The organism is Brucella lupini, assembly GCF_002252535.1.
In the GTDB taxonomy this organism is placed as follows: domain Bacteria; phylum Pseudomonadota; class Alphaproteobacteria; order Rhizobiales; family Rhizobiaceae; genus Brucella; species Brucella anthropi.
Genome location: NZ_NNRN01000043.1, coordinates 1 through 24,416, shown reverse-complemented (window position 1 = coordinate 24,416; position 24,416 = coordinate 1). Strand labels below are relative to the sequence as shown.

Genomic DNA, 24,416 nt, shown 5'->3' with positions numbered 1-24,416 from the left:
ACGGCGCGTCTCTTTCGATCTCAGACGAGGAATGTGAGCCGAGTCCTTCGATGAGCATGACCATCTCCGAATCCCAGAAATGTATGCGGCAGTCATACATCTCCAGCCACTTGATGTCTATGCGTCACGCATATATCGTTGATGGATGGAGCCGGAGGCAGCCAAGTATCATTTTGGTGCACTTGCGCTCGCGGTGGCTGACAGCATCGCGAGTGCCTCAGCCTCGCTTTCGCCGAGCGGACCAGCGGCTGCGCTGATGATCTTTCTTAGTGTTGAGCCTGGGGTCCCTATCAGCGTCCTAGCTAGCCGGCTTCGTCTTTCCCATGCTGGGACCGTGCGATTGATCGACAGGCTTGAAACCGGTCATCTGGTCGAACGGCGGCGACACACCGTCGACAAACGGGCGCGTTTCATCCACCTCACCAATTCCGGTGAACAGATGACTAAAGCCTTGCTCAGAGCGCACGAGCAGGTGATCGCGGCGTGGGTCTCGCCCCTATCGCCCATCGACCTGAACGACCTAGGCACGTTGTCCGAGCGGCTTCTTCTCGAAAGCGGGTTGAACAAAAGTGAGCTCGCAAGCCTCCAGCATCTGGGCGGCGACCCGAGGCGACGACCTACTGAAAACGCAACGCCAGCCCGCTCGCCACCCCGGCGCCCTTCGAAGAACGACTGACCAGAATTTAAATCAGGCTTGATACTTTGGAATCCATCGCGTTCGACCTTCTCATATGCATGCTGGCATTCTGGTTTGGGTATTCCGCAAACCGAGGTGGGACATGCCTGGTCGTGGCTGCTCACGAGTTGCAGAAACGACGCCGACCAAGAATGTTCGTCGGATTTCTTGCGGCGTCTGCAGCGGCGGGCCTTGTTGCTATTCCGCTCGCTTGGTCTGGGTCGCTGAACGCGACCCTGGCACCCTCGACGAACGTCAACGCCTTTCTCCTAATCGGCGCCATCGCCTTCGGCTTTGGGGCGCTCATCAATGACGCCTGTCTGCTTGGATCGTTGGCACGGTTAGGCGATGGCGAAATGCGACTGCTGGCTCTTCCTGTGGGACTAGCAGTCGGGATCTTGATTGCCGATCATGGTCGGCCCGGCTCTCTCGTGACATGGACAAGTGTTATCGGGAGCCCAAGCATTCCTGGGGCCGCTATGGTTCTCGCCCTTGCGGTTGTACTCGCGCTGGCGATGATGTTCGTATCGACGAAGGGTGCATCGCGAAAAAGACCGGGGTGGGCGTTTGGCGCCTCAATGATTGGCCTCGGTATCGCTGGTGGACTTCTCTACGCCCTGTCACCGGCTTGGACGTTCGCTGACCTGATCCAACGCGGCCTTCCTCTTCGAATGACGCCAACAGGCGAGGTCGCACTCGTTGCGGTCATTGCCTCTGTTGCGGGAGCAATCACGGCATCCGTGCGTCAGGGACGTTTGCGTTTTCAACGGCCGACGGTTGCCGGCATTCTGCGATCGATTGTCGGTGGAGCGTTGATGGGAATAGGTATCGGCCTCATACCCGGTGGCAACGACGCTTTGATCCTCGCCGCAGTGCCTACACTCTCTCCGGGCGGCATAGTTGCCTACCTCGTGATGACGACGACGATCGTTTTTGGATTTGAAGCGCGTGACAGGCTTTTCAAGAAAGGTCCATCAGGCCACGGGAGAGTGTAGATGGTCTTGGGCCGATCATGAGACCCGTGAATATCGACATATTAGGTCATACGCCTGCGTTGCCCCATCCCCCTAATTGCCGTCTCGAAGGATAGTGCGTCGAGCATACGGTTGTGTGCATGTAGGCGTGGTCACGGCAGGAATGAGTGTCTGTCGCCGCATACCCCAGCTCCGGCGCGAGAATCTGAGGTTTCAGACATCGTCGGTGCCTACCGGCCCGCCTTCGCCCTCCATCCGATTAATGGCACGCACGTCCTTAGCGTTGAACTTAAGCCTCACGCCTGATCCCGCGCGATGATCCTCATCGATGAAGACGGCGCCGCCCCGTTCGAGCGCGTCACGCAACCGCGTCAGTTCCGAAGCTGCAAGCACGCTACCGCCGGCCTCGAACCGGGCTAACGTCTCCTCGTCCAACTCAGCGATCTTGGCGACGTGCGATCGCGGCCACTGAATCAGGGCTCTCGCTGCGCGCGCCAATGGTCCAGTCATGCTCATCGATGCTTCCTTCTTTGGAAAACCCACCTTTTCGCAAAGTGACGACTTTGCGGGCACTCGATCGGCTAAATGAGCTTCGCCATTGCGACCGCGGTATCCGCCATGCGCGTCGCAAAGCTCCATTCATTGTCGTACCAAGCAAGCACGCGAACCATCCTGCCATCGACAACATCTGTTTGGGGAAGTGCCACGATTGAGGATTCCGTCCGATGGTTCAGATCGACCGACACCAAGGGCTCTGTCGTGAAGGCGAGCACCCCACTCATCGCACCGGCGGCAGTCTGACGGATGGCGTCGTTCACCTCGTCTATCGAAACCTCACGCGACGTCGAAACAGCCAAATCTATGACCGACACGTTCGGCGTTGGGACGCGGATGGACGAGCCGTGAAGCTTACCTTTTAGTTCCGGCAGCACGCGGCCAATCGCGTTCGCAGCCCCGGTGGAAGTCGGAATCATTGAGAGTGCGGCTGCGCGGGCGCGGTAGAGATCCTTGTGGACGGTATCCTGCGTCGGCTGGTCACCGGTATAAGCGTGAACCGTGGTCATATAGCCTCGCTCTATGCCGCAGAGGTCGTTCAGTACCTTCGCGACAGGCGCGAGGACATTGGTCGTGCATGAGCCATTAGATACGACGACGTCGTCAGCGGTCAGCGTGTCGTGATTGACCTTGAAGACGATCGTCTTGTCTGCCCCATCGCTCGGCGCGGAGATGAGCACGCGTTTTGCTCCCGCACGAATGTGCGACTCGGCCTTCTCCTTGGATGTGAAGAAGCCCGTGCATTCGAGCGCCACGTCAACACCAAGCTCATCATGGGGCAGGTTTGCTGGATCGTGTTCCGACGACACCCTGATTTTACCGGACCCGACGTCGATCCAGTCTTCGCCGAGGTCGATCGAACCGCGAAAGGGACCATGAACTGAGTCGTACCTCAGGAGGTGTGCCAAGGTAGCGACCGGCCCGAGGTCGTTGATCGCAACCACTTCGACGTCCTCTCGACGTAGTTCGACGATCGACCGTAAGGCTAGTCGCCCGATCCGACCGAAACCATTGATTGCGACCTTAACCGTCATGCCTGTCTCCCCTGGCTTGCCCTACTGACTAGAGCATACGCCATTCACTCAGTGACGCATGGCGCATGAACTCGCCTCTGGCAGCATGTTCGTGCCGACACATTTATGTATGCGTCACGCATAGACCTATCTGCGTGGGTGCTTGGGGTCAACGTGGCAATGTCGGCGCGGACTTTGGACCACAACGCGAAGTGGCGCTGCAAAGATGTGATTCGGCCTCAAGGCAGCCGGAACCACGGCAAGCGACACCGATCTATAGCCGCCAGGTATCGGCATTCCGTACGCCGCCATGATCTAAATAGCGGACTTTCGATATCCAGTGTCATCGCTGGGGTGTCGTAAGCCTCTGTGAATCCGGCTTTTTCTCCTCTCGCTTGCCGACCGGCACCACACGGGTATGGCTTGCTGTCTATGCTTCGCGCACATATAGATGTGGCAATGGATGAACCTCGCGATCGAAATATCTTTGGGGCGTTCGCACTCATGATCAGCGACGACATCGTTCGCGCTAGTTCATCGCGGGCGCCGGAAGCTGGACCCGCAGCATCGGCCCTGGCGTTGATTGCGCACATGCCTGGGCTCTCGATTCGCATGCTCTCTATCGGCGTCGGCCTCTCCCATGCAGCGATAGTCCGTTTGGTGGATCGGTTAGCGGCTGAGGGATTGGTCGAACGCCGTGAGCATTTCACGGATGGTCGCACCCGGTCCCTCTATCTCACTGCGGCGGGCAAGATAGCGAGCGACGAAGTCCTTTCCTCGCGCGACGAGGTGATCGCAGAGGGGTTATCCATCCTAAGCCCAGACGAACTGAAAGTTCTCGGCGCCATAGCGGAACGCGTCTTACGCAATCGCCTGGAAAATCTTGAGCATTCTTATCGTATCTGCCGCTTGTGTTGCTATGAGGGTTGCACGAACTGCCCGATCGATGCCGAGTTGCATGAGCGTGGCGTAGATCGCGAAAACAGCGGCGAGGCGTAGGACTATCGCAATCGCATCACTCAGTGTTGAGCAATGAGATATGCCGCCAGAAATCCCACGACCGTGATGAGCCCTATGAACGGCGGCGCCTTTTCGAAAGCTTCGGGTATCATGGCTTCTGCCAGCATCGCTATGACGGCGCCGGCCGCGAAAGAAAGAATGGCTGGCGCCTGAGTTGATGCCGAAACGAGGAGAAGATTTCCTACACCGGCGGCAACGCAAACGAGTAGGGGAATGCCGACCCAGACCGCGTAGATATAGCTTCGAGGTCGGCCCGCAACCTTCATCCCTGAAGTGCTCGATAGGCCCTGCGGCACATTAGCGAGAAAGAAGCCTGCCACGACGGCCAGGCTGATTCTGCCGCCATCAGCCACCGACATCCCGATCACAAGGGCCTCTGGAATTCCGTCGAGAACGCTGCCGAGCGCAATTGCGGCACCACTACCACGGTGCTCCTGTTCAGTGGCCTGCTCCGTGCATTCACCGCATCGCTTTCGATGCTTCGCGCCTTGGCGAGACAGAAACCAGTTTGTGCCGCTGAAGATCGCAGCTCCGGCGAGCAGCGCGAAGATCGCAATTGGGCCCATCCCGGCCGAAACGCGATCGCCGATGAGTTCGGTAGCGACAACGGCAATCAACACGCCGCCACCAAAGCCCATAACTGCGGAGATCATGCGGTGAGTAAGTCGCCCGAAAAGCACGTCCGCCAGCACCGCCCCCACCAGCAGTCCACTACCCGATAAAAGGCCCCACAAGCCGGCGATCACGTATTCCGGCATCATGGCGGTGACCCGGCTGCCAGCACGTCAAAGCGCGAGCACCCTTGCAGCAGTGTTGTCGATGATAGTCGAAGCTCGCTCATCGCTTCGCTCGGTCCAATCGCCAGGTCGGTCGCGCGAAGTGGCAGCTATAGCCACCGGGTTCACGCATGAGATATTTCTGATGCTCGGGCTCAGCCTCCCAGAAAGATTCTTCCGGGTTGATCTCGGACACGACTGGCCCAGGCCAGCGACCCGACGCTTCGATCTCGGCGATCGTCGCTAACGCGATGTCCATCTGCGCTGCGGAAGTATAAAAAATGGCCGATCGATAGCTCGGGCCTACATCGCTGCCCTGTTGTTCATACGTTGTTGGGTCGTGAATCTGGAAGAACAGTTCAAGAAGCGCTCTGTACGTCAGGATCGACGGGTCGAAAGTTACCTCGACGGCTTCCGCATGGCCATAATGCCGCGCATAAGTCGGATCTGGCATCTCGCCGCCGATATAGCCAACACGCGTGGACACGACGCCATTCGCGCGGCGCAGCAAATCTTCGAGACCCCAGAAACACCCACCCGCGAGTATCGCTCGATCGGTTCGCGCCGGCGCCTGGTCTGTAGCGGGCAGGCTCTCCATCCGTTTACCCTTAGCTCTGTATACCAAATCAACTCGACGACGCCGCACCGGCAGGCTGACCGCCGCTCGAAAGCTCGGTCTGCACATCAGAACCCCGGACGAGCGTCAGATCGACGGGACACCGATCCGCGATCTCAAGAATGCGCGCGCGTTGATCATCGCTGAGCGGCCCATCGAGAACGATGGTGCGTGTGAAGCGGTCAGGCGGCATCATGTCCGCCACCTTCTCGTGCCGCACGGTCGTCGTCGCTCTTTCGAGCGGGAAGCCCTTGCGGTCGGCGTAAAGGCGCATCGTCATCACCGTGCAGGCAGCTAGCCCGGCTGACACCAGTTCGTAGGGAGACAAGCCGCTCCCAAGACCTCCGACCGATTCCGGCTCGTCGGCGAACAGAGTGTGCTCGCCACTGCGCACCGTGAGCTGGAACTTTCCCGCGAGCGTCTCCGATGCAACGACACCTTTCGCCGCCTCGACCTGCGGAAGATCCGCCGCAAGCGGCGGAAGAAAGCGGCTGGCCCACGCGGCGACCATAGCTGAGGCGTAGTTCGCATCTTCGACGTCGGTGAGAAGGTGATCCGCCGTGTCGAGCGAGACAAAGCTCTTAGGATGTCGTGACGCGACGAAGATTCGCGAGGCATGCTCGATGCCCACGACTTGGTCCACCGGCGAATGCATGACCAGCACCGGACGTCGAAGCGCGGCGATGGACTTCTCGATGTCGGCTCGCTCTACCGTTTCCAGGAAGGTGCGGCGGATGAGGAACGGCCTGCCAGCGATCTCCACAGAGGCCTCGCCCTTGCTCGCTATCGCGTCGAGGTCGCCAGGCCGGAACACGCGCAAGATATGCTGAAGGTCGGCCGGCGCACCGATCGTCACCACCGCTGCGACATCCGGCAGCTCGGCGGCGGCTACGATCGCTGCCGTGCCACCCAGGCTGTGCCCGACAAGGAGGGCGGGTGGCATACCGGCAGCCGCCATGGCCTTCGCGGCTGCCCTCAGATCGTCGACGTCAGAAGCGAAGCTTACCTCTTCTTCCGCGGCACTCGCGAGCCCTGTGCCGGCGAAGTCGAACCGCAAGACGCCGATACCAGCCCGCGAGAGCGCGCGTGCGATGTGGACGGCGGCGCGACTGTCCTTCCCGCAAGTGAAACAATGGGCGAAAATCGCCCAGCCGCGAGGAGTCCCTTCCGGCGCCTCTAGGTGCCCGGTTAGCTCCGACGCCGCTCCCCCGGCAAACTTGAACCGTGTTCCTGCCATATGCTTCGAGCCTCCAACGGCGGCTTGGCAGGTGCACCGAAACCCTTCGAACCTGACCCGGAGCACCATCGACCCGAGATAACCGCCAAGGCATTCTTTTTATATGCGTGGCGCATATAGACAAGCCCCTAAACCACTATTATATGCGTCGCGCATACTTCTGTGGCCATAGTCAGATTGGTCCACTGGGGTGGCATTCGTCAGGCGCAGGCCAAAGGGCTATGGAACTCAATCAGGTCAGCTATTTCATCAACTTGGCCGAGACGCTGAATTTCACTGCGGCTGCTCGCCTCAGTGGTGTGTCACAACCAAGCCTGACCCGAGCGATCCGCCGCCTGGAGGAGGAACTCGGTGGACCGCTTATCTATCGTGACGGGAAGAACAGCCGGCTAACGAGCCTGGGTCAGGACGTCGAGCTGGAATTCCGCCGAATGCTGGTTGCGATGAAGAGCGTAAGACATCACTCGGAAAACTGGGCGATGGGGCGGCATCGCGTTCTCGATGTTGCTGTCGCCTCCAGCGTCGGCCCGAGGGCCTTCACAGCCTTTTTCGAGAGCGCTCTGGAAGAGGTGCCGTCCATCGAGATCAAACTGCACTCGCTCCAGTCGGGCGAGGACACGTCGGAGGTGCTCTCAGGCAAATATCACGCGTGCATCCTGCCTCGCGAATCCAGGCCGGATCGTAAACTTGATGTGCGTCCTCTCTTCCGGGAGCGTTTCGTGCTCGGCTGCGCTGCAGATCACCCCTTAGCGGCGTGCGAAGTCGTTCGTGGCGAAGACCTGCTCTCTTTCCCGTTTGTAGATCGACTGAAATGCGAATGCCGCGATCAAATCCTCGATCACTTCGCGCGTCGAGAGGTGCGGATACGTCCTCGCTTTCGCTCAGATCGAGATGATTGGGTGCAGCGCATCGTCGCCGAAGGTCGGGGGGTATGCATTCTGCCCGAACGCTCGGCCACCACCCACGGCTTGATCACCAGGCCGATCGAGGGCTTCGCTATCGAGCGTGAGATCGTGATTGCCACCGTGTCCGGATCTACGGCACCGGTCGAGATACGAAAAATCGCTCAGCTTGCAGCCCGATACGAATGGAGTTGACCCGCCAAGCAAGAGGCATGTGCGGTATAGAAACTATACGCACGACGTATTGGATTAATGTTGGGGCCACTGCGATAGTTGATGTGAGTATCGACGTGATAAATTGAACGTAGTGTGCCTGACCCTCTAACTAAGTAATGGAGATTCACCATGAAGTTTGAAAAGTGGCAGGCAGCAATCGAACGCCTGACCCCGGAACAACGCCGGATCACCCAGCAGGACGGCACCGAGAGGCCCTTTACCGGCGAGTATAACGACAACAAGGAGGCGGGCATCTACGTTGACGTCGTATCCGGCGAGCCGTTGTTCGCGTCGACGGACAAGTTCGAGTCGGGCACTGGCTGGCCGAGCTTTACCAAGCCGATCGTCGCGGCTCACGTGAACGAAGTGCGAGACAGCTCGCATGGCATGGTTCGGACGGAGGTTCGCTCGGTGCACGGCGACAGCCATCTTGGCCACGTGTTTCCGGACGGGCCGTCTGACCGCGGCGGCCTGCGCTACTGCATCAACTCGGCATCACTTCGATTCATCCCGCGCGATGAGATGGAAGCCGCGGGCTATGGCGAATATCTCGACCAAGTAGAGGAGGCCTAACATGCAACAGCGCGCTGTTCTCGCTGGCGGATGCTTTTGGGGAATGCAGGATCTGATCCGCAAGCAGCCCGGCATCGTTTCGACCCGCGTCGGCTACACCGGTGGCGACGTGCCGAATGCCACGTACCGCAACCATGGCACTCATGCAGAGGGGATCGAGATCACCTTCGACCCGACAGTGACGAGCTACCGTAATATCCTGGAATACTTCTTCCAGATCCATGATCCGACGACAAAGAACCGCCAAGGCAACGACCGCGGCCTCTCCTATCGGTCTGGCATCTATTACGTCGACGAGGAGCAGAAGCGCATCGCCGAAGATACGATAGCCGACGTCGATGCGTCCGGGCTGTGGGACGGCAAGGTCGTCACCGAAGTCGAGCCCGTGGGTGACTTCTGGGAAGCGGAGCCGGAGCACCAGGATTATCTGGAGAAGAGGCCGGGCGGATATACCTGCCATTTCCCGCGCGCTAACTGGGTGCTCCCGAAGCGTAAAGACGCTGGCGACACCCAGGCTGAGGCCGGCGCGGCAGCGGAATAACTGCAGCGACAATTGCGGCTGAGCCCCTGGGTCGCACCATCGGACCCGCATCCACTGATGGTGCGGGTCTGAAACCCAGCTAATCAAGCGGTCAGACCGCTCCTCAGCCATCGAGTTGTTAGGATCGCCACATCATGCCAGACCTTTCTTCGTTTCCGATCACACAACGCTGGCCGGCATCCAACCCCGACCTTCTGCAGCTCTACGCCGCGCCCACGCCCAACGGCGTCAAGGTCTCGATCATGCTCGAGGAGATCGGCCTGCCGTACGAGCCGCACTTTATCGACATCTCTAAAAACGAAAGCAAAGATCCGGCCTTCGTTTCACTAAACCCGAATGGCCGCATACCTGCGATCATCGACCCAGTGGGCCCGGACGGTAAGCCGCTCGGCGTTTGGGAATCCGGTGCGATCCTCGTTTATTTGGCCGAGAAGACCGACCAGCTCGTCCCGAGAGCATCAGCCAAGCGCTACGAGGCGCTAAGCTGGGTATTCTTCCAGATGTCGGCGATTGGCCCAATGTTCGGTCAACTCGGCTTTTTCTTGCGTTGGGGCGGTAAGGACTACGAGGATAAGCGGCCTCAGCAGCGGTTCGCCGACGAGTCCAGACGTCTTCTAGGCGTCTTGGATCGCCAGTTGGACGGGCGCAGCTGGATCGTTGACGACTACTCCATTGCTGACATTGCGACCCTCGGTTGGGTGAACGCCCTGGTTGGCGCCTACGATGCCGGCGACCTACTGCGGTTTAGCGATCATTCGAATGTCCGAGCGTGGCTGGATCGCGGCCTTGCGCGCCCAGCAGTCCAACGTGGGCTGCTCATGCCGGCGAGATCAGCATGAGTGTCATCGCTGCATATTACTACAACGAGGGTCGGCGTATCCGAGAAGTGGCTATCGACGAACGCGTCGAGCTCGACAAGAACCGTTCGGGCTTCTGCTGGATTGGGCTCAGCGAGCCTTCCGTCAACGAACTGAGGGCGCTTCAGGCGACCTATAATCTGCATCCTTTGGCGATAGACAACGCGATGCACCCGATATGCCCGCCCAAGCTCGAAGTTTATAACGGCGAGCTTTACGTCGTCGCCCAGACAGCTGAGCTGGTCGGGGACCGCATACGTTACGGCAAGACGGCGATCTTTACTGGCCATAACCATCTTATCACCGTTCGCCACGGCAACGCCGGGGCATTGGGCAACCTTCGAGAGCAACTCGAGCGTTCGCCCGCCCAATTCGGAAAGGGCGTCGATTACGTCCTCCACGCGATCCTTCACCGGATCGTGGATCAGTATCTGCCCATCTTCGAAATGATCGAGGATGACGTACTTGCGATGGAGAGGCGGTCGCTCGACGACTTCCTTGGGCGAGAGGACGTTGCTCGCATCTTCGGCCTGAGATGCGAGCTGACGCGCTTTCAGCGCACCCTTGGCGCTATGGCCGAACTGGTGCGCAAGCTCGTGCGCGGACACTTTCCCTGCATCAGCGCTGAGGTGCGACCCTACTTCAACGACGTTGCGGACCATGTTGATCGTGTCCAGTCCATGGTCGATGGCCTCCTGCAGGTGCTATCCACTGTATTCGAGTTCAGCAGCCTTCTCGAAGCGCAAAGAATCGGGGTCGTCACACGCCAACTTGCGGCATGGGCCGCGATCCTCGCAGTGCCGACAGCGATTGCAGGCATATACGGCATGAACTTCAAGAACATGCCGGAACTGGACACGGCTTACGGCTACTTCGTCGTGCTCGGTGTCATGCTGATGTTCTGCCTCTTCCTGTTCGTGCGGTTCAAGAAGGCCAAGTGGCTGTGATCGCTGCGCGCGAGCCTCAACTAGATCCAGCAGGCTGCCGCGCGCCGTCCACAGCCGCCCTTCCGTCCCAACGTGAACTCGAGGTGCATCAATGACCGCCCAAGTGACCGACGTTCTAGAAGCAGTGCAGACCTTCGTCGCGAAGGGCTATGACCGCGAGTACCGCGTCAAGGACGGCAACCTAGTCGATCTCGAACTGGGATCGATGCTCGATCCATGCTCCATTCGCGTCGACGCAGCGCTGCGTCTCGAAAGCGGGGACGGTGCCGAAGATGCTTCGAACATCTACGCGATCACCGATCCCGCGACCGAGCGAAAAGGTTTGCTGATTGATGCCTTCGACGTGTTCGACGAGATTTGCCACCGTGATCTTTCCGAGCGCCTCCTGGAACATCGTGAGATAACGCCTGCAGGCGACGAAGGCGTTCCGAGCAAGCATGGGCTGCGGAAGGTCTATAAGGCCGAATTCGATCGCGAACCCGAGCGTTACGTTCTTCGAGAAGGCTTCCCCGATTTTCCGGCATGCCCGTTCGGGGGCGCATTCAGCATTCTCGGCTTCGATACCGCAGAACAGACGTATGTCTGGCTCGTGACCAGCATCATTCGGGATCCTCGGCTGATCAGAATCCCCTACCAGGGCGAAGACGTCATCATCGAAGAATAACGGTGCCGGCTGCGGAACGCGGCCTTTCAACGGCTTGCTTCGATAGATCGGCTTATCATTTCAAATTGCAATGCAACGAGGTGCAGATGGATTGGAATAAGGACCACATTCGGGAAACGATGCTGTCGTTGGAGACCGCTGCTCTGCAGAGCGCTCGCGACAAGTATCTCGATTATGTTTCTACCGCTCGCTTGGATCGGAGCGAGTCGATCGAGAACGACGAACAGGCACAAGCCGAGATCGCGAGCGACTTCGCCGAGGCGCTCGACGATACGCTGGACGATTACGCCGACAAGCTCGACAAGCTCAGAACAATCGACTTCGGACCGAAGACGGCGGTTACAGAAGGGGCGGTCATCAAGTTGTCGGGTCGCTACTTCGTCGTCGCGGTGTCAACGGACAAGTTCGTCTGCCATGGGCGCGAGCTTATGGGCATATCGACGATGGCGCCGATCTTCGAGGTAATCGACGGGGCTCAGGCTGGCGAGACGGTTCAATTCAACGGCCGAGAGCTGAAGGTCGAAGCTGTCTCATAGCAAACGGTCGCCGGGGCCGCAGCGCTAGTTCCGAACGCTCTGCGGCTCTGACGTGCCCCTGAGAATTTCCTCCACGCGGAGCTAGAGTCCGGCCCTTGAAAGGACGGACGGAATGAAACGAGCGAGATTCACGGAAGAGCAGATCATCGGGATCCTGCGGGAGAACGAGGCTGGCGCCAAAGCGGGCGAGCTGGCGCGCAAGCACGGCGTGTCGGAGGGCACGATCTACGCCTGGAAGGCTAAGTTCGGCGGGATGAGCGTGTCGGACGCCCAGCGCCTGCGCGCCCTGGAAGACGAGAACGGCAGGCTGAAGCGTCTTCTGGCCGACGCCATGCTCGACAAGGCGGCGTTGAACGATCTGCTGTCAAAAAAGTGGTAGGGCCCGCGGCGATGCGCCAGGCCGTCGCCCATCTGAAGGCGACATTCGGCGTCAGCGAACGGCGGGCCTGCTCTATTATCAAGGCCGACCGCAAATCGGTGCGCTATCGCTCCTGCCGACAGCCAGACACGGCGCTGCGCGAGCGGCTGCGCGCCCTGGCTGTGGAGCGGCGACGGTTCGGCTATCGCCGGCTGTTCGTGCTGCTGCGACGTGAGGGCGAGCCTTCGGGCAAGAACCGGATCTACCGGCTCTACCGCGAGGAAGGTCTGACGGTGCGCAAGCGCCGCTCCCGTCGTCGCGCCATCGGCACGCGAGCGCCGATCCTGATCGAGGCCAGGCCGAACGCCCGCTGGTCGCTGGACTTTGTGCACGACCAGTTCGCCACGGGCCGCCGCTTCCGCATTCTCAACGTGGTCGACGACGTCACCCGCGAGTGCCTGGCGGCGATCCCTGACACTTCGATCTCGGGGCGCCGCGTCGCACGCGAACTGACAGCGCTGATCGCTCGGCGGGGCCGTCCCGCCATGATCGTCAGCGACAACGTCCTAAGTGCGGAAGAAAATGGGCTTGGCAGACAAAGTTTCTCTGCTCGTCAGCATGCTCACGCTGCATGACGCTCGTCAAGTCACATCGTCGAACCAGGCGGCTTCCACTGGCATGGGAAAAGGTCTCGTCCATAGCAAACACAGGGTCCATCCTTTTGGCCCTCACCGTCCTTAACACGAGCTTCTGATCCAGGTGGAAGACCCAAGCATTGTCTACAGGATCATCCGAAGGATGCCCTCACGGCTCTAACTGACAGAGGTTCTTCCACCTGGTACCCGTCCTTCAACGAAGGGCCGGTAGTCTGAACCGCTTTTGACGACGGCGTGTACGACACGCGCCATCTTGGCGGTAATAGCGGTCATTGCCTTGCGGCGCAGATCAGGATTGTCACGATCTCTCGCGATGTAGCGTTCGAATTTATGTCGGAAGCCGTTCTCACGCTGGCGGATGGCAACTTGCCCAGCAATCCACAGGGTTCGTCGCAGCCGCGCGTTGCCGAATTTGGAAAGTCGGGTCTGGCCGCGATACTGGCCCGATTGCTGTGTCGACAGGTCCAGCCCGCAGAATTTGAGAAACTGACGGTGATGATGAAAGCGGCGCAGGTCCCCAGCCTCCGCAATTATCGTTAGCGCGTTGATCGGACCGATCCCAGGAATCTGCCGCAGGATCTGATAATCACGGCTGTTTCGCAGCAAATCATCGGCCTGTGCTTCGATCTCGTTGCGTTGGCGGATCAGGCTGCGGGCTTCGGCGACAACCATCCGAAACATGCGAATTGCAGGCGCATCCAGCGGCAATGGCAAGCCAATCGAGGTGCGGGCAGTCTCATAAATATCCATTAAAATCTGTGACTTGCTCACTTTCCTGCCGACAACATCCCATGCCGCTTCGACGAACTTCTCCTTCGTCAGTGTCGTGATGCTCGATGGTGTGGGGAAGGCGTCGAGGAACGCGAAGAACCAGTCGCTCCGACTGTTACCCCGGAAACGCTCGATCTCTGGAAAATACAGCGGCAGGTAATGCGTCAGGATGCGATGTTGGATCTCGGTCTTGGCGTTAGCAATGGCTTCGTGTGTCTTCGACAATTCTTGAACGTCGTTGATGCCAGCACGCAAGGGATCATGGTAGACCTGAGTCGAGTGGATCCTCAACATGTGCAGGATCACCTGGGCATCCTTGGGATCGTTTTTGTCCCAACTGTTGTGCAAGGCTTCTCGCGTGCGGGCAAGCGCTAGCGACGACACTAACCGCGTTTCGAAGCCGGCTTCCACCAACCGCCAGGCAATCGGACGATGATAGTTACCCGTTGCCTCAAAGGCGCAGACCACCGGTCGGTCATATGATTGCAAAATCGCGATCAGATGGTCATGTTCTGCACGCGTATTGAGAACAGACAACCGACGGCGGCGTTTATGGCCGGGTGCTTCGATCAACACTTCATTGCGAACCTTGGCGATGTCGATGGCTACCAACACGGCATCGGCAGGTATAGAATTCTGACTGGTCATGGTCGGTCTCTCCGGAATGAGTTGTGAACACTCACATTCTAGAGCTACTTCGACTGGCCATGGCCACCTCAAACGGTGCGCGCTTGCAGCAAAAAAGCTGCGCGCACCGTTTGAGGTGGCTCCAACTCTTCCTTCCGTAGGTGCTACGGCACGGAGTTCACGTCCACGGCCATCCTGGCTTGGGCGCAGGATCATGGCGTCGATTGGCACTACATCGCGCCCGGCAAGCCGACCCAGAACGGGTTTGTGGAATCCTTCAACGGCCGCATGCGCGACGAACTGCTCAACGAGAGCCTGTTTTTCAGTCTGGATCACGCCCGCCAGAAGGTCGCTGCCTGGGCGCTGGACTACAATACCCGCCGACCGCACTCGTCGATCGGCTACCTCACCCCGGAGGCCTTTGCCGCCAGTCTGACCGCAACAGGCCGATCCGCTGCGCAGTATGAAAGCTGCGCGGCTCGGCCTGTTGCTCACCCCACGCTGCGAGGCGTAACTAACCCAAGGACTCTGGTCGCCGCTGGATGAAAACTCAGAGGCACGTCAGCTCGTCCTGGGTTCGTATCATCGCATCGAGAGAGGCGGTGATCATCGGCGTACTCGGACAACGTGTCGCCTTTACCTCGATTGCGGAGCGAGAGCGACCGCGTAGGCCCGCTAACACCGCTAGCATGGTCAGCAGGACAGCAGCATAGACGAACAGCCCACCAGGCCCGACACGATCCATCACCACGCCCCCGACAAGTGGTCCGGCCGCCGTTCCGATCCCGTTGAGCAGCAGAAGCCCTCGCGCGGTGCCGAGCAGCCGCCCTGGAGGAAGGTCGTCGTTCGCGGCGGCGAGACACAGCGAGTAGATCGGGATGCCAAAACCGCCGAAGAGCGCTCCCGCCGCAAGAAGGACGGGCAAAGGGGCGTCTGCCGCCACCGACACGCCGATGGCTGCCACGGCGGATGCCAGCGCCGCTCCTGCGATGACCAGGTTCCTGGACACCCGGTCGGAGAGCCAACCGAGCGGCCATTGCAACACAAGCGTTCCTCCGAGAACCGCGGCCATGAAGGCGGAGATGCCGGCGACGTCGAGACCAATCCTTTGCGCGAAATTAGGCCCCATGCCCCAGAAGCCGCCTATGGCCAGCCCGGCCAAGAAGACGCCGATCGACGCCAAGGGCGAAACAGAAAAGAGATCCCTGAATGCAACCGACTCGTGCCGTACGTCGGCCGGCGAATGACTGGGGAGTAGAGTGATCGGAACCACTGCGGCAGATATCAGCAGCGAGACGATGAGGAAAAGTGTAACATCGGCGGGTGGAGCGATGTTGAGGAGCGCCTGTCCGGTCGCCCAAGAACCCATGGAGACAACGCCGAAAATCGACAAAAGCTGACCGCGTGTGGATTGAACCGCGTGGGCATTGAGCCAGCTTTCCGTTGCGAGGATCATTCCCGCATATGCGAAGCCGGTCACGAGCCGAAGCGGCATCCAAGCTACCGGATTTACGAACGCTACATGGAGAAGGGCGGTCATCGATGCGATCGCCGCAAAGCCGGCGAAGGTCCGTACGTGCCCCACCGACACAATGATGCGAGGCAAAACCAGCGCGCCAATCGTGAAGCCTGCGAAGTAGAACGACATCATCGCGCTGATCGCGGCGGCCGAGAAGCCCTCCTGACCAGCTCTGACGATCAAGAGCGTGCCCAGCAGCCCGTTGCCGAGCAGCAAGATGGCGACGCTCAACAGCAAGGCGGCTACTGGCGCGAGGACGAGACCACGCGTGCAAGCAGCCTTCACGTTGTCCAATGCCTGGCTCATTTCAGAGCCTGTCGCGGAACTCGATACTCCGCAGCGCTGATGAATTGATCAAACGCCTCGCACCAGATGACAACTGCGCTGTAATCGTCAACGTCGACGCCTCTTGGCACCGCCACGATGAACCCAGCGAAGGTCTTCACATCTCCCAGCAGAACTGAAGAGCCTTTGGCTTCAAGGAAGTCCTGTTTGGTGTCTACAAACCGGGGCGCGAGGTAGACTTTGTAATCCGGACCAGGAGACAGACGCCCAAGGTGCACGATCCGATCGGGCGCGACACGAACCTCTCCGTCACCCCAGTGCAGTAGATCACTGCCCTTAAGATCGCGTGCAAACCGCCCCACGTAGACCGCTTTCGAAGCAGAACTCTGGAGCGCGGCTTCAGTGGGCGCAGGCGGCGCAGTCAGGATCGGCAGCAGATAGATCCCACCGGCGAAGCCTATGGACATGACGAGGATGTGAGTCCCGGTGAGGATCAGCCAACGCGGCATAGCGTCACGCCCGCTCCAGTTCCGCCACAAGACGATCTGCTTCTAGATGGAAGTCAGAGAAGACAATGTAGCCATCGGCATCGATCACCACAAACCAAGGCGTTCCCCGGGTATGATAATCCCCCATGAGCGTTGGGAACGGTGCACCTGGTGGTGGCTCGTCGTGACCAAAGGCGACAGGTAAGCCGTACTGGAGCTGATTGACGCGCAGTTTTTCGAATGTGTTCTCTTGCGCGCCTTCGAAAACCGTTTGGACGACCGCAAACCCGACGCCTCTGGATTCCAACGCCCCATGCAATCTTTGAAGCGTGGGAAAGCCATGCAAATGGCAACCACGGCACCAGTGCTGGAACGCGAACAGAATCTTCGGTCCGCTACCGATGTCTGAGAGCTTGAGGGGCACGTCAAGGCGGTGTCCGTCTCCGCCGATCCAATGTTGCACACGAAGCTCGGGCGCTTGTGCTCCGGTAGCGCTCATCCGCTTTCTCCAACCTCAATGCAGAAGCCCGATGTCTGGCCGAGCATTGCGGCGGCAGGCGAACTGCTGTCCTGATCTGCGCTCTTTGGCTTGAGGTCTCTTGATCGATTCGATCGAGTTTTCGTCCGATCCTTGCCTCAGGAAACCAAGATTTCCGCAGCAGCAACTATGAATTGTTACGATCCACAATACCAATAGCTGCTCGGTATAGTTTCCATACCACGTACCCCGTTGGTGGGGCGGTTCTCCCTCAGCGCTCTTGACGGCCACTTCTCGAGCTGTGCGCCACAGGGAGCGCGCGCTTGTGCGCCGTCGCGCGGTATGCGCTTGCGATCGTCCCCGCAACTGACTCATTCACGGCTTTACCTTCGAGGAAATCGTCGATTTGGTCGTAGGTCACGCCATAGACATCCTCGTCCGGTCGCAACGGCGCGCCATCATCCAAGTCTGCGGTAGGAACCTTGCCGATCAGCTTTGCCGGTGCGCCTAAGTACGATGCTATCGCGCGCACGCGCCGTTTGTTCAGGCCCGCTAGCGGCAAGAGGTCGGCTGCTCCATCGCCGAACTTAGTGAAGAATCCCATCACCGCCTCCGCAGCATGGTCCGTCCCGATGACCAAACCCCGCAAGCTGCCTGCAAGTGCGAATTGCGCCACCATGCGCTGACGCGCCTTGATGTTCCCGAGAACGAGATCGCGTTCGCTCGAATCTGCGGGGGCGAGACCAGCATTCAACACCTCTTGCCAGATATTGTCCGTCGCCGGTTTCACATCGATCGTGACTGTTCGGTCGGGCTTGATCGCTTGCAGGGCAAGTTGCGCGTCGGCTTCGTCGGCCTGCGTGCCGTATGGCAATCGGACTGCCACGAATGCACTGTCGTAACCGCGCTCGCGCAGTGTCCTCACAGCCGACTGCGCAAGCAGACCTGCAGTGAGAGAGTCGATACCTCCACTGATGCCCAGGATGAATGCGCGAAGACCCGATCTCTCCAGGTAGTCGCTAAGAAACCTGGTCCGGCCTACCGTCTCACGTCGCGCGTCGAATGAAACGGAGACGTTGAGCGCACCGATGATCTCGGTCTGGATGGTCATCTCGATCTTTCATTGTCGCGCAGCGCGCATCCACGCTCGCAGCGAAGCGTGTGCGCGAGGGAGCATACCCTGGCAGTTTGCCGAGGGGAACGCAGTTGCGACTCTTGCAAAAAGCTATCGAAACTATAGCGAACAGGCATTGGTCAAACTTGGCGATATGCCGCTATAGTATCTATGCAATCGTCGCAGCTCATAGCGGGCGAAACTATTGTTGTATCGTAGAACACGCCGGTGATCCAAGATTCAGCCTATCGGAAAGCTCGACCTTTGCTTGCGCGAAGTTGTTGTACCTAATAGTCTGTAATGAACCCGGCTCCGGTCTGTCGTGACAAGCAAGGGGGTTCGACATGGTCACCAGAGGTTTTACCGGCCGCGGTTCAGGCGGCGACCACTCGAACCGAATCCCGCCTGGTCAGCACCTCGTTGAAAATTTTCCGGTTCTGACAGCGGGACCGACGCCGCGCATTGAGACATCCGACTGGAAGTTCACGGTCAAGATCGGCCCGAGACCCATTAAGGTCTGGAATTGGGGCGAGTTCAACGCCCTGCCTAAAACGAAGGTGACCAAAGACATTCACTGTGTGACGTCCTGGTCCAAGCTCGATACTGCATGGGAGGGCGTGCTCATCGAGGACATCCTTGCGGCAGCAGGGATTGAGCGGCCAACCGACTTCGTCTTGGCGCATTGCTACGACGGGTATTCGACGAATGTTCCTTTGGCCGACATGTTGTCGGGGAAGGCGATGATCGCTCTGAACTACGAGGGCCAGCCACTTCCACGCGATCATGGAGGACCGGCGCGCCTCCTCGTTCCTCACCTATACTTCTGGAAGTCCGCAAAATGGGTGAACGCGCTGCAATTCACAACGCGTGATGAAGCCGGCTTCTGGGAGCTGCGTGGATACCACATCTACGGCGATCCTTGGCGCGAGCAGAGATACACCCATGACTGAGATCGGCGCGCAACCCGCGTTTTGGCAGTCCTGCTTCATCGAAGAAATCGTCCAACAGACTCCGAGTATCAAGAGCTTCTTCCTGCGGTTGGGGAACCCGTTCGCTCATGTCGCGGGCCAGCACGTCGATGTCCGTCTGACCGCGCCCGACGGCTACACCGCGATGCGAAGCTATTCGATCGCCTCGTCGCCCACTTCATCTCCGATCCTTGAACTTGCCATCGAGCGCCTTCACGATGGCGAGGTCTCACCGTTCTTCCATGATATCGCAGCAACCGGCGACGAGATCGAACTCCGTGGGCCGCTCGGTGGCCATTTCCTATGGCCGGAGCCTGCCGACGAGCCAGTCCTACTGATTGGGGCGGGCTCCGGCGTGGTGCCGCTGATGTCGATGATCCGCCAGCGCCGATCCCTAGCGCAGACGGTCCCAGTTGCATTGCTCCTGTCGGCGCGGACCGCCCAAGACGTGCTGTTCTCCAGGGAACTGCACTCAATTGAAACGGACGATCCAGCATTCAGCTTGGCGCTGGCGATCACCCGCGAGGCGCCCTTGCGCGCGTCGGACTTTGATCGGCGCATCGACGGCTTGATGGTCAAGGAGACAATCTCCCGTCTCGGCCGAAACCCTTCGCAGGTGTTCGTCTGCGGCTCCAACGGCTTCGTCAACATCGCAACGGACGGTGCGCTCTCGGCAGGCCTCGACCCCTCAATCATCAAGACTGAGCGCTATGGTGGTTAAACGCAGCGAACCGCCCACGCTCATCCTTCTTTTTCCGATTCCCAGGAGATCAGTATGAGTCGCTTTGCTGAACCTGTTTTCGTCGCGGCTGGGCTGCGGACACCCTTCGGTCGAGGTAGCGGGGCGTTGGCGAACTACGACGCGGTCTCGTTATCCGTGCCCGTGGTTCATGCGATGGCGAATTTAGCCGAGCCCGATCTGGCTGTTTGGGGAACCGTCATACCCAACCTGGGATGGAGCAACATCGCTCGGGAAGTTTGGCTGGACGCCAAGCTCAACCCCAGCATCCCCGCGTTCTCCGTTGTCCTAGCGTGCTCGACCAGCATGACTGCAACCTTCGCTGCGGCAGGACTACTTGGTGGCGGGACAGACCTGACAATGGTCGGCGGCGCAGAGGTCATGAGCAGGCCGTCGCTCGCCTTAACCGCTGAAGCATCCAAGCGATTGACCGATCTGTTCGGGCAGGATCCGGCCGCGGCACTTTCGGCGCTGCAATCGCTGACGCCGCGCGACTTCGTGCTCCCAACCAAGGGGTGGGCCAACCGTATCACCGGTCGGACGATGGGCGATCACATGGAAGAGACCGCCAAAGCTTGGCGTGTCTCGCGCGAAGCTCAGGACGACTGGGCTCTGAAGAGCCACCAGCGAGCCGTCGCCGGTTGGGACAACGGCTTCTTCGACGACCTTGTCATCTCTCTGCCGGAGTTGGCGCGCGACGCGAACCCGCGAGCAGATACGTCTGCCGAGCGCCTCGCCGCCCTAAAGCCAGCCTTTGATCGGGAGAGCGGACAGGGCAGCCTGACGGCCGGCAACAGTTCCCCCATCACCGATGGAGCGGCCGGCTGCTGGGTTGCCAACGACGCGGGTCTGAGGAGACTCCCTGCCGGTACGCCTTTCGCGCGGCTCGTCGACTACGAAGTGTCGGCAGTCGACCTCCATTCGGAAGGGCTCCTGATGGCGCCTTCCTACGGGATACCGCGCTTGCTCGCGCGGCATCGCCTCGGCTTCTCCGACATCGCTCTGTGGGAGATCCACGAAGCGTTCGCTGCCCAGGTGTTGGCCAATGTCGCGGCCATCGCCGATCCGGATTGGGTACGCGAAAAGGCCGGCGTCGAGGCCGCCATGGGCGAGTTCGATTGGAATCGAGTCAACCCCAATGGCGGTTCGGTAGCCATCGGACATCCCTTCGGGGCGACCGGCGCGCGCGATCTTAGCCAAGCGGTGAAGGAACTGTGGGCCCTGCCGGTTGGGTCGCGAGGGATCGTCAGCATCTGCGCTGACGGCGGCCAGGGCACCGTTGCTCTTCTTGAACGCGTTTGACCGGAGGATATTGATGAAGGCAATCCGCTTCCACGAATTCGGTGCTCCCGGCGTACTCCGCTACGAGGATGCTCCAAAGCCCGCCGTCAGGCCAGGCGAGGTTCTCGTCCGAGTGCATGCGGCTGGCCTCAATCCTCCAGATTGGTATCTCAGAGAAGGGTACAAGGCGCTGCCCCCCGAGTGGAGACCGTCGATCGAGTTGCCGGCCATACCCGGCTCGGACGTGTCTGGGATCGTTGAGGCTGTCGCCTCAGATGTCACAGCGTTTTCGCCGGGTGACGAAGTTTTTGGAATGATCCGATTCCCAAGTTTTGGCGAAAGCCTGGGATATGCAGAGTACGTTTCGGCACCGGCATCAGATCTGGCGCTAAAACCTCGCGGCCTCGACCATGTTCATGCCGCTGCAGCGCCGATGTCGGGACTGACCGCGTGGCAGTACCTGATAGAGCTGGGTCATAGCGAACCCAATCCCCTGCAGCCCGGGAGGCACGACCCGGTCCCGTTGGAAGGCAAAAGCGTCATGATCAATGGCGCCGGCGGCGGTGTCGGTCACCTCGCACTGCAGTTAGCAAAACACAAGGGCGCGCGCGTGATAGCTGTCGCGTCAAGCCGACACGAGACATTTCTGCGCGATCTCGGCGCCGACGAATTCATCGACTACACGAAAATCAAGGCGGAAGACTCGGTGCGCGAGGTGGACCTCGTCGTCGATGCAGTAGGTGGCCCGACAGCCAGTCGCTTCTTGCGTTCGATACGTCGCGGCGGCGCGCTTTTTCCAATCTTTCCGCTTGGCTTCGAGGGACACGATGAAGCCGCTAACCTTGGCGTTACGGTCTCTGCAACACAGGTCCGATCCAACGGAGCCCAACTCGCCGAGTTAGGCCGATTGCTGGACAGCGGGACCGTTCGCGTCGCGGTCGATAGCACGTACCCCCTCTCGGAAGCGGCTGCCGCCCACGAGCGTGCTGAGGCGGGTCATATTCAAGGCAAGATTGTCCTCATCGTCGAAGGTGGCGATGCTGCAGTGACGCGTGAGGCTGGGACATCGGCGCGGCAGTGGCCGCCTCGCGTGCAAGGACATTGACGTGCTGAGCCTGAGCGCCAGTGCGGCCGACGTGGGGGCGGTTCAGCGAGCGAAGGCGCTTGCTGAACTCATGGTTCTCGACACACCGGACGAGCAGTCCTTCGACGATCTCGTGTTCGTTGCGGCCAAGGCCTGTGGCGTTCCTATCGCTCTGATTACGCTTCTCGACACAGACCGACAATGGTTCAAGGCCAAGTACGGGCTCGACGTGTGCGAGACGGATATCGAACATTCGGTCTGTCGGATCGACATCGATAAAGGCGACCTCCTAGAGATCGTCGATTTGACAGCCGATGCGCGAACGAAACGCAATCCACTTGTCACCGGCGAAAAGCACTTCAGGGCATATGCTGGCGCGCCGCTTGTCCTTCGATCCGGGGCGGTAGTCGGTCGGCTGTGTGTTATCGATACAGCTCCGCGGCCGGCAGGGCTGAGCGAGATGGAAAGGGCGATGCTCCAGGCGCTTGCCCGTCTCGCCAGCGAGAATCTCGAACTGCGTCGAATCGCCAAGGCTAGCGAGCGCCTAACTGAACTCCAGACCGCTCTTGTTGAGATCGGTGAGGTAATCCGCAGCAGTAGCGGCACAGAGGAGATGACGTCTGGCACCTCTGCCATCGTTGGTCGGACCCTCGCCACGGACCGAGCCGGGTTTGGAACCGTCGACCATGACGTTGAGACGATCAACGTTGAAACACACTGGACCGCACCGGGTGTGATGAGCATCGCCGGTCGACACCGGCTTGACGAGTTTGGGAGTTTGCACAAGCCACTTGTCGATGGCGACCCTCTGATAGTTAGGGACGCCCTGTCTGACGAGCGCGCGCTGCACAATCTCGATGGCGCGTTGCGTATTGGTATTCGCGCAGTGATCGACATGCCAGTGCGCGATCAGGGCAAGACAATTGCCGTTTTCTTTGTGCATTGCGGCACCCCCCGGCTATGGCCTGCCGAAGAGATTGCATTCTTGCGGAGCGCTGCAGACCGACTTGAAGCAGGGGTCGCTCGGCATCGTGCCGAGCAGCGCCAGCACATCGTAAATGGTGAAATCGCGCATCGCCTGAAGAATACGCTCACCATGGTTCAGGCTATCGCGAGCCAAACCTTGCGAACCGTCACCGACCGCGATGCTGTTTATGCCTTCGAGCGCCGGCTGATGGCGTTGAGCGCAGCACACGACGCCCTGCTCCAGACAAGCTGGACACAGGCTGATCTCCAAGCTGTTGCGGCGACCGTCATAGACGCGATCGGATTTTCGGATCGGGTTAGAATGACCGGATTGCCCGTGGCGCTAGGGCCAAGAGCGGCGCTGTCCTTTTCCCTCATCGTGCACGAACTTCTGACGAACGCCTGCAAATACGGCGCTCTGACGAATGACTATGGGAAGGTGTCGCTGTCTTGGGGCGTCAAAGACAGCCAGGACGGCGATCTGCTGAAGATCGAGTGGCGAGAGAGGGGCGGACCTCCCGTTGTGCCGCCGACGCGTAAAGGCTTCGGCTCAAAGCTAATCAGCATTGGTTTGGTCGGTACTGGTGGCGTCGATCTTCGCTTCGATCCAGAAGGCCTCGCGGCGGACCTGCATGCCTCTATGCGCCAGTTGGTCCAGGCTTGATGGAGTACGTGTGTGGAATGAACAAACCAGTCGTGCTTGTCGTGGAAGATGAGCCACTTCTCCGTCTCTTTGCATCGGACATGATTGAAGAAGCCGGCTTCGAAGTGCTGGAAGCATCAGATGCCTCTGCTGCGCTCGTGGCTTTGGAAGAACGGCGCGACATCCGGGTCGTCTTCACCGACGTGGACATGCCGGGCGGCATCGACGGCATCATGCTAGCCATCCGTATTCGAAACAAATGGCCGACCATTCAGATCATAATCACGTCCGGAATGCGGGTTTCACTAATTCACGGACACCTTTTTCAGTAATATG

25 protein-coding genes and 3 pseudogenes are annotated in these 24,416 nt (G+C 59.6%); 18 read left to right on the top strand and 10 right to left on the bottom strand.

Annotation, left to right across the window (positions count from 1 at the left end):
• The first annotated feature begins 145 nt into the window (after positions 1-145).
• Positions 146-676, top strand: coding sequence for a MarR family winged helix-turn-helix transcriptional regulator (locus CES86_RS09675; protein WP_088217343.1), 531 nt, complete (start codon positions 146-148; stop codon positions 674-676).
• A 59-nt stretch (positions 677-735) separates the two neighbouring features.
• Positions 736-1,671 carry a YeeE/YedE thiosulfate transporter family protein gene (locus CES86_RS09670; RefSeq protein WP_223850409.1) on the top strand — a complete coding sequence of 312 codons (936 nt, stop codon included), beginning with the start codon at positions 736-738 and terminating at the stop codon, positions 1,669-1,671.
• Positions 1,672-1,863: 192 nt separating this feature from the next.
• Here the strand turns inward: CES86_RS09670 and CES86_RS09665 are convergent, their stop codons facing one another.
• Together CES86_RS09665 and gap are read right to left on the bottom strand one after the other, a co-directional pair.
• Complete coding sequence (locus tag CES86_RS09665; RefSeq protein ID WP_208617819.1) at positions 1,864-2,160, bottom strand: XRE family transcriptional regulator; 297 nt, start codon at positions 2,158-2,160, stop codon at positions 1,864-1,866.
• Positions 2,161-2,231: 71 nt separating this feature from the next.
• Complete coding sequence (gene gap / locus CES86_RS09660; RefSeq protein WP_088217340.1) at positions 2,232-3,239, bottom strand: type I glyceraldehyde-3-phosphate dehydrogenase; 1,008 nt, start codon at positions 3,237-3,239, stop codon at positions 2,232-2,234.
• Between the two features lie 438 nt (positions 3,240-3,677).
• Here gap and CES86_RS09655 point away from each other — a divergent pair, with 438 nt between their 5' ends.
• Positions 3,678-4,217 carry a MarR family winged helix-turn-helix transcriptional regulator gene (locus CES86_RS09655; protein ID WP_235819898.1) on the top strand — a complete coding sequence of 180 codons (540 nt, stop codon included), beginning with the start codon at positions 3,678-3,680 and terminating at the stop codon, positions 4,215-4,217.
• Positions 4,218-4,237: 20 nt separating this feature from the next.
• Here CES86_RS09655 and CES86_RS09650 read toward each other — a convergent pair whose 3' ends face one another.
• From CES86_RS09650 to CES86_RS09640, 3 genes are all read right to left on the bottom strand, one after another.
• Complete coding sequence (locus CES86_RS09650; protein ID WP_198650687.1) at positions 4,238-4,999, bottom strand: ZIP family metal transporter; 762 nt, start codon at positions 4,997-4,999, stop codon at positions 4,238-4,240.
• Positions 5,000-5,075: 76 nt separating this feature from the next.
• A complete protein-coding gene (msrA, locus tag CES86_RS09645) occupies positions 5,076-5,612 on the bottom strand; it encodes a peptide-methionine (S)-S-oxide reductase MsrA (RefSeq protein WP_088217338.1) in 537 nt (178 codons plus the stop codon).
• Positions 5,613-5,640: 28 nt separating this feature from the next.
• On the bottom strand, positions 5,641-6,867 hold the full coding sequence (locus CES86_RS09640) for a bifunctional alpha/beta hydrolase/OsmC family protein (protein ID WP_088217337.1): 1,227 nt from the start codon (positions 6,865-6,867) through the stop codon (positions 5,641-5,643).
• A gap of 221 nt (positions 6,868-7,088) precedes the next feature.
• Between CES86_RS09640 and CES86_RS09635 the strand changes: the two genes are divergently transcribed.
• From CES86_RS09635 to CES86_RS09600, 8 genes and pseudogenes are all read left to right on the top strand, one after another.
• A complete protein-coding gene (locus CES86_RS09635; protein WP_167387108.1) occupies positions 7,089-7,964 on the top strand; it encodes a LysR family transcriptional regulator in 876 nt (291 codons plus the stop codon).
• Positions 7,965-8,114: 150 nt separating this feature from the next.
• Complete coding sequence (gene msrB, locus CES86_RS09630) at positions 8,115-8,558, top strand: peptide-methionine (R)-S-oxide reductase MsrB (protein ID WP_094514270.1); 444 nt, start codon at positions 8,115-8,117, stop codon at positions 8,556-8,558.
• A gap of 1 nt (position 8,559) precedes the next feature.
• Positions 8,560-9,099: a peptide-methionine (S)-S-oxide reductase MsrA gene (gene msrA, locus CES86_RS09625; RefSeq protein WP_088217335.1), complete on the top strand. Its 540-nt coding sequence runs from the start codon at positions 8,560-8,562 to the stop codon at positions 9,097-9,099.
• Positions 9,100-9,233: 134 nt separating this feature from the next.
• Positions 9,234-9,938: a glutathione S-transferase N-terminal domain-containing protein gene (locus CES86_RS09620; protein ID WP_088217334.1), complete on the top strand. Its 705-nt coding sequence runs from the start codon at positions 9,234-9,236 to the stop codon at positions 9,936-9,938.
• Positions 9,935-10,903 (top strand): magnesium and cobalt transport protein CorA, encoded by a 969-nt coding sequence (locus tag CES86_RS09615; RefSeq protein WP_088217333.1) that lies wholly within the window; start codon positions 9,935-9,937, stop codon positions 10,901-10,903. Before CES86_RS09620 ends, CES86_RS09615 begins: the two co-directional genes overlap by 4 nt.
• Positions 10,904-10,994: 91 nt before the next feature.
• Positions 10,995-11,567, top strand: coding sequence for a hypothetical protein (locus CES86_RS09610; RefSeq protein ID WP_088217332.1), 573 nt, complete (start codon positions 10,995-10,997; stop codon positions 11,565-11,567).
• Positions 11,568-11,653: 86 nt separating this feature from the next.
• The gene (locus CES86_RS09605) at positions 11,654-12,103 is read left to right on the top strand and encodes a hypothetical protein (RefSeq protein WP_088217331.1); all 450 of its coding nucleotides are present in this window, start codon (positions 11,654-11,656) and stop codon (positions 12,101-12,103) included.
• A gap of 112 nt (positions 12,104-12,215) precedes the next feature.
• Positions 12,216-13,051: pseudogene (locus CES86_RS09600) on the top strand (IS3 family transposase); the annotation flags it as partial.
• Positions 13,052-13,248: 197 nt separating this feature from the next.
• Here CES86_RS09600 and CES86_RS09595 read toward each other — a convergent pair.
• Positions 13,249-14,536 (bottom strand): annotated as a pseudogene (locus CES86_RS09595) (IS110 family RNA-guided transposase).
• A 147-nt stretch (positions 14,537-14,683) separates the two neighbouring features.
• On the opposite strand from CES86_RS09595, the pseudogene CES86_RS09590 reads away from it, so the two are divergent.
• A pseudogene (locus CES86_RS09590) lies at positions 14,684-15,061 on the top strand (integrase core domain-containing protein); the annotation flags it as partial.
• Between the two features lie 4 nt (positions 15,062-15,065).
• On the opposite strand, the gene CES86_RS09585 reads toward CES86_RS09590, so the two are convergent.
• The 4 genes from CES86_RS09585 to nadE form a co-directional block, all read right to left on the bottom strand.
• Positions 15,066-16,340 (bottom strand): MFS transporter, encoded by a 1,275-nt coding sequence (locus tag CES86_RS09585; RefSeq protein ID WP_235819897.1) that lies wholly within the window; start codon positions 16,338-16,340, stop codon positions 15,066-15,068.
• A complete protein-coding gene (locus tag CES86_RS09580; protein WP_088217330.1) occupies positions 16,337-16,828 on the bottom strand; it encodes a DM13 domain-containing protein in 492 nt (163 codons plus the stop codon). Before CES86_RS09580 ends, CES86_RS09585 begins: the two co-directional genes overlap by 4 nt.
• Before the next feature lie 4 nt (positions 16,829-16,832).
• A complete protein-coding gene (locus CES86_RS27895; protein ID WP_088217329.1) occupies positions 16,833-17,306 on the bottom strand; it encodes a TlpA family protein disulfide reductase in 474 nt (157 codons plus the stop codon).
• A 250-nt stretch (positions 17,307-17,556) separates the two neighbouring features.
• Positions 17,557-18,396: an ammonia-dependent NAD(+) synthetase gene (nadE, locus tag CES86_RS09570; protein ID WP_094514268.1), complete on the bottom strand. Its 840-nt coding sequence runs from the start codon at positions 18,394-18,396 to the stop codon at positions 17,557-17,559.
• A gap of 347 nt (positions 18,397-18,743) precedes the next feature.
• Between nadE and CES86_RS09565 the strand changes: the two genes are divergently transcribed.
• The 6 genes from CES86_RS09565 to CES86_RS09540 are packed head-to-tail and all read left to right on the top strand — an operon-like array spanning position 18,744 to position 24,412.
• Complete coding sequence (locus CES86_RS09565) at positions 18,744-19,349, top strand: sulfite oxidase-like oxidoreductase (RefSeq protein ID WP_088217416.1); 606 nt, start codon at positions 18,744-18,746, stop codon at positions 19,347-19,349.
• The gene (locus CES86_RS09560; RefSeq protein WP_088217417.1) at positions 19,342-20,088 is read left to right on the top strand and encodes a ferredoxin reductase; all 747 of its coding nucleotides are present in this window, start codon (positions 19,342-19,344) and stop codon (positions 20,086-20,088) included. The genes CES86_RS09565 and CES86_RS09560 overlap by 8 nt, the downstream gene beginning before the upstream one ends.
• Before the next feature lie 54 nt (positions 20,089-20,142).
• On the top strand, positions 20,143-21,408 hold the full coding sequence (locus CES86_RS09555) for an acetyl-CoA C-acyltransferase (RefSeq protein ID WP_088217418.1): 1,266 nt from the start codon (positions 20,143-20,145) through the stop codon (positions 21,406-21,408).
• A gap of 13 nt (positions 21,409-21,421) precedes the next feature.
• The gene (locus tag CES86_RS09550) at positions 21,422-22,492 is read left to right on the top strand and encodes an NADP-dependent oxidoreductase (RefSeq protein WP_088217419.1); all 1,071 of its coding nucleotides are present in this window, start codon (positions 21,422-21,424) and stop codon (positions 22,490-22,492) included.
• A 1-nt stretch (position 22,493) separates the two neighbouring features.
• Positions 22,494-24,101 (top strand): sensor histidine kinase, encoded by a 1,608-nt coding sequence (locus CES86_RS09545; RefSeq protein WP_088217420.1) that lies wholly within the window; start codon positions 22,494-22,496, stop codon positions 24,099-24,101.
• A 17-nt stretch (positions 24,102-24,118) separates the two neighbouring features.
• Positions 24,119-24,412, top strand: coding sequence for a response regulator (locus tag CES86_RS09540; protein ID WP_192802350.1), 294 nt, complete (start codon positions 24,119-24,121; stop codon positions 24,410-24,412).
• Positions 24,413-24,416 lie beyond the last annotated feature (4 nt).